This window comes from Clostridium psychrophilum (assembly GCF_018861705.1).
Lineage (GTDB): Bacteria > Bacillota > Clostridia > Clostridiales > Clostridiaceae > Clostridium_AD > Clostridium_AD psychrophilum.
Window position 1 is genome coordinate 1 of record NZ_JAHLEC010000155.1, and the last position, 5,584, is coordinate 5,584.

At 27.8% G+C, this 5,584-nt stretch carries 10 protein-coding genes; 5 read left to right on the forward strand and 5 right to left on the reverse strand.

What is annotated here, in order from left to right:
- Positions 1–283: 283 nt before the first annotated feature.
- From KPL38_RS17880 to KPL38_RS20475, 3 genes are read right to left on the reverse strand one after another with little or no spacing between them, the layout of a single operon-like run.
- Entirely contained in the window at positions 284–694 is a 411-nt protein-coding gene (locus KPL38_RS17880; protein WP_216290493.1) for a hypothetical protein, read from the reverse strand.
- Between the two features lie 45 nt (positions 695–739).
- Positions 740–1,036, reverse strand: coding sequence for a DapH/DapD/GlmU-related protein (locus tag KPL38_RS20470; RefSeq protein WP_446681746.1), 297 nt, complete (start codon positions 1,034–1,036; stop codon positions 740–742).
- Entirely contained in the window at positions 1,036–1,332 is a 297-nt protein-coding gene (locus tag KPL38_RS20475; RefSeq protein WP_446681747.1) for a maltose acetyltransferase domain-containing protein, read from the reverse strand. Before KPL38_RS20475 ends, KPL38_RS20470 begins: the two co-directional genes overlap by 1 nt.
- Before the next feature lie 338 nt (positions 1,333–1,670).
- Between KPL38_RS20475 and KPL38_RS17890 the strand changes: the two genes are divergently transcribed.
- The 5 genes from KPL38_RS17890 (at position 1,671) to KPL38_RS17910 (ending at position 4,003) form a co-directional block, all read left to right on the forward strand.
- Positions 1,671–1,874 (forward strand): helix-turn-helix transcriptional regulator, encoded by a 204-nt coding sequence (locus KPL38_RS17890; RefSeq protein WP_216290494.1) that lies wholly within the window; start codon positions 1,671–1,673, stop codon positions 1,872–1,874.
- Entirely contained in the window at positions 1,871–2,278 is a 408-nt protein-coding gene (locus KPL38_RS17895; protein WP_216290495.1) for a DUF6442 family protein, read from the forward strand. Before KPL38_RS17890 ends, KPL38_RS17895 begins: the two co-directional genes overlap by 4 nt.
- A gap of 295 nt (positions 2,279–2,573) precedes the next feature.
- Positions 2,574–2,948 (forward strand): DUF3796 domain-containing protein, encoded by a 375-nt coding sequence (locus KPL38_RS17900; RefSeq protein ID WP_216290496.1) that lies wholly within the window; start codon positions 2,574–2,576, stop codon positions 2,946–2,948.
- 2 nt (positions 2,949–2,950) lie between these two features.
- A complete protein-coding gene (locus KPL38_RS17905; protein ID WP_216290497.1) occupies positions 2,951–3,151 on the forward strand; it encodes a helix-turn-helix transcriptional regulator in 201 nt (66 codons plus the stop codon).
- 675 nt (positions 3,152–3,826) lie between these two features.
- Positions 3,827–4,003, forward strand: coding sequence for a hypothetical protein (locus tag KPL38_RS17910; protein WP_216290498.1), 177 nt, complete (start codon positions 3,827–3,829; stop codon positions 4,001–4,003).
- A 75-nt stretch (positions 4,004–4,078) separates the two neighbouring features.
- Here the strand turns inward: KPL38_RS17910 and KPL38_RS17915 are convergent, their stop codons facing one another.
- Positions 4,079–4,936, reverse strand: a complete 858-nt coding sequence (locus tag KPL38_RS17915; protein ID WP_216290499.1) for an SDR family oxidoreductase — start codon at positions 4,934–4,936, stop codon at positions 4,079–4,081.
- Positions 4,933–5,349: a MarR family winged helix-turn-helix transcriptional regulator gene (locus KPL38_RS17920; RefSeq protein WP_216290500.1), complete on the reverse strand. Its 417-nt coding sequence runs from the start codon at positions 5,347–5,349 to the stop codon at positions 4,933–4,935. The genes KPL38_RS17915 and KPL38_RS17920 overlap by 4 nt, the downstream gene beginning before the upstream one ends.
- Positions 5,350–5,584 lie beyond the last annotated feature (235 nt).

A 5,584-nucleotide genomic window follows, 5' to 3' on the forward strand; every position in this document is an offset into this window, starting at 1 on the left:
ATTTTTGCAAAACATAGTAATCCTCCTCTACGTACTGATTTTGATATTATTATATCATAATTACTACGTTTGGAAGTAATTACAAGCTTTTTGTGGGATAATCATATTATACAATAAAATTCATTTTAAAGAAATAAATTACTATAATTTACTATAATTTACTTAATTAAAAATTAAATGTTTGTATATATGTATAAAAAAGGTAGTTCATTAAAAGTGAACTACCTTTTTTATATAAGTGCTTTTAGCAAATTTGTTTCGTTATGTACAGAATTAAGATTTTTTAATATCTCACCTCAATACCAAAACATTCTTCTTTAATACCAAAACTAGTGCAATCATTTATTAAATATAAAACCAAATGATTAGTTTTCTTTTCTTCGTTTTTCAGCGTATCATTCAAGCATTGCATTGTATCATCACATAATATTATTTTCCATATACTCTTCTCATCTAAACACAAAAACTGATTATATAACTGACTATATTCAGCTGGTATTTTTCCATTTAATGGTATAATAAATGAATTATTAAGTTTTTCATTTATATCGGTATTAATAGTAAGCTCAGTAATCTCACCAAATTTATTTAACTCTTCACGAAATCTATAGATAAAATCATTATTGTCCAAATATTCATTTCTTGCTTCAAATTCATACCTTACTTTTGCTACTCTTCTTTTTTTAAAAAACATTATTCTACCTCCCATATAAATTCGGTATTGTATTGTGTCTTAAAATTATTCAACTCTTCTGTTTTTATAATAAAATTCTTTATCATGTTCATTTATATTTCTTAGTACACGACATGGATTTCCTACAGCTATTACATTTTCAGGAATATTATGAGTAACAACACTTCCAGCACCTATAACTGCCTTATCCCCTATAGTTATGCCTGGTAAAATCACTACATTGGAACCTATCCATACATCGTTACCAATTCTTACGGGAATTGAAAATTGATTACCTGGTCTGCGAAGACTTGAGTCAACAGGATGTCCTGTTGGTGTTATTGTAACATTTGGTGCTATCATTACTCACCTATATAAACATCAATATCATCTACAATTACAAGATTAAAATTAGCATAAAAATGATCACCTATATGCACGTTAGTACCATATGCCATGTGTAATGGTGGTTCAATCCAAATATTCTCACCCATATCTCCCAATAATTTTCTCAACAAATCTTTCATTTTTATTTCTTCACTTGGATATGTATGGTTATAATCATATAATAATTCTTTACACCTTTTACGTTCCTCTTCAAGACCCTCTCCTGTATCTATATACAACATACCATTTTTCATTTTCTCTCTAATTGTCATAATAACCTCCATAATTTATAATATTAATTGTTTAATATTATGAAAATAGTCTTTGCTTCACTATTGATTACAATCTAAACTTAAATCTATAGAAATTGTATCACATTTCTATATTACTATTATGGTAAATATTTTCATTAAGAGCTCTTATATTTATTATTTTTAATTTTATTATAGCAATTTTATAATATCTACGTAAAGGGATACCTTTACGTAGATTTGTTTTTTTAACATCAAACTATAGTTGATCAAAAGGAAAGTTAGCTTTACATTATGTTAGACTCGTGATATTCTTGTATTGGAAAGTTTACTTTACATTTATGATTGGAGGCGTTGAATTGAAGAATAAGATTGAAGAAATTAGAAAACAGCATGGTATTACACAAGAAGAACTTGCAAAAAAGCTTGAAGTATCAAGGCAAACAATTGGGTCACTTGAAAATGGGAGGTACAATCCTTCTATACTACTTGCTTTCAAAATTTCTAAATTGTTTAAGATCAGTGTTGAAGAGATATTTATTTATGAGGAGGAAAAAAAATGAAGAAAAATTTGGTTTTGGCATCACTTCTGTTTATATGTGGAATATCATTTATCACAATTTTACCGAATGGCTCAATATTTTTTGAAATAGGTTGTGGCTTTCTAGGTGGAGCTATAGTGAATTTCTATAAATACATTTATATATTAAACCCCAAAAATAAACTGCAGTATGAAGAACATCTTAAAACCGAGCAAAACAATCTAAAGGATGAACGAAAGATCATGTTGAGAGAAAAATCTGGACGGATTACCTACATCATTATGTTCGTTGTCCTAACAATTCTAAATATCGTCTTTACATTTATAGGTGGAGATAAATGGATTATTATAACCCTTTGGGTTGTCATTGCGTTTAAATACATTTGTGGAGTGGCTGTCTTCTATTATCTAGCCAAAAAAATGTAAGCTACACACTATCAGAAGGTAACTCGGAAAAGAATGCAATAGCAATGAAAATGGGATATGATGATCTGCCCTTAATATTTATGATATTTATTGATATGGTTGTTATCGCTTAGAGCTGTAAAATTCTCATATGGAAGATATGTTATATATAGTAGAATTAAGCATATAAGTTATATTCTAATTTGTAAAATATTTATTGTTTTTATGATTTATGGTTATTGACAAAATCATATTAATGAGATATATTTATAACATTAAGTGATAATTATATCACATGTATAGGGGGAAATTGTTCATGAAAAACAAAATGGGATATTTGCGATGTATTGGATTTATAGGAATTTTAGGACTTTGTATGGGTAATTTTGCAATTAGTACATTTTTAGTATTTTTCTTTTTCTTTACCTATGCTGAAGTTGTTCCTGATGAATTATTTAAGGAAAATATTAAGAAAGCAGCATTAAATGCGTTTATATCAAACATGATTATTAACACTATAATTTTGATAGTTTGCACTCTAATTACTAACTTTTATCATTTCACTACACCAAATAGTAAAATGTTGTTTTATAGTGTTGCTGCATTTACTCTTAATTTCGTCATTAGTATTTTAATATTTGTTTTTACTCTAATATTTTATGGTCATAAAGAAAAGAGGTCATTAGAATAGATATGAAATTAAAAACAAAAATCAAAGAATATCGTGCAAAACACAATATAAAACAAGAAGAATTGGCAAATTTAGTAGATGTAAGGCGTGAAACAATTGGGAAACTGGAAAATGGTAAATATAACCCTTCATTAAAATTGGCAATGGATATAGCAAAGGTGTTTCATATAACAGTTGAAGAATTGTTTGAATTTTACGATTAACTACTAGTTATGAGTATTCTTTTTATAGACTATGTGTCAAATCATTCTTATATTATGTTAATTATTATTAAAATAGTATAGAGTTTAGAGAATGAATAAAATGAAAAATGTGCATAAATGGTGTGGATTTTCTCAATTAGATAGGTTTTATGCAGTCAAATTGGGCATTATTGCATATCAAAAAAGCATGAATGTTGGTATAGGCTAGTTATATAGCGTAACACAATGTTGTGAAATTATATTTTCACGACATTGTGCTTTTTTGATACATAATATATAACGTGTTTTTCAAAGTACACTATAGGCAATCTTTTAATGCTAAAAAAAGAGTTTTATAACATATGTATTGTATAACATTCTTAATTACATTCTTTGTTTTTACAGGATTAAGTCTAACATATCCTTATTGAATTGTTAAAATAAAAGTAACTCAATAGCAATTGAGTTACTTTTACTTTGAGTTTATAGGCTAGATGTGTATAAACAAGGTCTAGAAGTATTGTTTATAATAATGCTTTTCTGCCATAAGGTTATTTGCTAAAATATAAAATTATGTCAGATATTTATTCTTGTTGATACCCCAACCTATTTATTTTTTGATGTAAGTATTGCAATTACAAATGTAACAAGTCCAATAACATATACTACTCCCAACCCACATGAACTATTTATTAAGTGTTTGAAATAGAAAATTTACCGTTGGTGGTTAATACAGTTGCTCCAACATGGTTTGATGAATACCAAAAATATGCTGACCCAGCTCCTAATATTCCAACTGCAATAGTGGACACAATAGCTGCTGGAATTTCAACACCTGTTAATCCTAATATACCTGCAAGTAGAATGACTTGAAAGTCTGATTTGCGACATTTGTCTTTTTAATTAGTTATATATTATGTTGAATGGTTGTATTATAATAAACCCTCTTTATTTCCAAACGTCAATATAATCTTTTATAAAGTCTTCTATTGTTCTAGGTTTTCTCTTCAAAAGTAATTCAGCAGTATTAGTGATATGGTTCGCCATGCCTAATTTTGTTGTAAGATATAATACCATCATTATCGTTGCAAAATCCTTTTTTATACCTCTTTCAATCATGTTTTTTCTAAATTTAAACAGTGATGGATTTGAATATGTGATTTTTCTTCCAAGTACTCTAGTCATGGTATCTGCAACTTTAAAATAGGTAATAGCATTCGAGCCCGTAATGGTATATGCCTTATTTTTATGACCTTCCTCTGTAATTGTTCTTCCAATAATTTCACCAATATCTCTTGTATCTATAAAACTAACTTTAGCTTTTCCTGAAGGGATAAATAAGTCATCTCGTTCTTTGATATCCTCTGCATGTGTTGTAGATATATTTTGCATAAAAAAGCTAGGTCGAATAAAAGTGTAAGGTATTTCAGACTTTACAATAGCTTTTTCGATTTTGTGGTGGGGTGGAAAAGGATTTTTTTCTGCGCCTAATAAAGATAAAAATACAATTTGTTTTACACCAACTTCTTTGCATTTTTGAATAAACGGTATAAAGATTTCTCTGACATCTGTCAATTGTGGTGGTCTTACTAAAAATACTTTTTTAACACCATGTAAAGCTGATTCATAGGTTACTGTATCTTGAAAATCAAAATGTATATACTCTATAGAATCATCTTGCTGTTTGCTCCTTTCTATGTTTCTTACACCGGCTATGAAACCTACATTTATACTTTTCAAATAATTAACTACTGCACTCCCTACATTCCCTGTTATTCCTGTTAATAATATTGTATCATCCATCATTCATCAGTCCTTTCAATTAATTTAAGAATCATTTCTGTAAATTGTTTAGTTTCTTTTTTTGAATAAATTGAAAATATATTAATTGTTAATTCATCACTTATATTTTTAATTTCTTCAACTAACTTATTAGATTCTTTATATATCTCTAAATAAGAAGACCTTTTATCCTGTCGATTATCAATTTTAAGAATTATTCCTTTTTTCTCCAATCTATTTATAATTCCTGAGATAGTTGGTCTATCCGATCCTAGTTTCTGAGCTATTTCTGCTGCCATAATTGGGTGATCTGATGAATATATTTGAATTATAACTGAAAACTGTGCCGCAGTTATGTCAAATTCCTTTAATGCTTTATCTAACTTGTTTTTAAGATGCCTTGATGCCTTGATTATTAAGTAAGATAAGTTTTGCATATGACGCCTCCAGTATAGTTAGTGTGCTAACTATATTGGTAGTATACTAACATAATTTATATCTGTCAATTCTATAATGAATCTAAATAATTATAAGTACAAATTAAAAGTTCGTTATTTTGTTAAAGAACTAAACCGCTAAAGACGGTGGTAGACGAGTGCTAATCACTTTAATTTTTCTTTTTTCTTAAATCAAATAAAAAAATAGCATCTTAAATAAGATACTACTTTATTA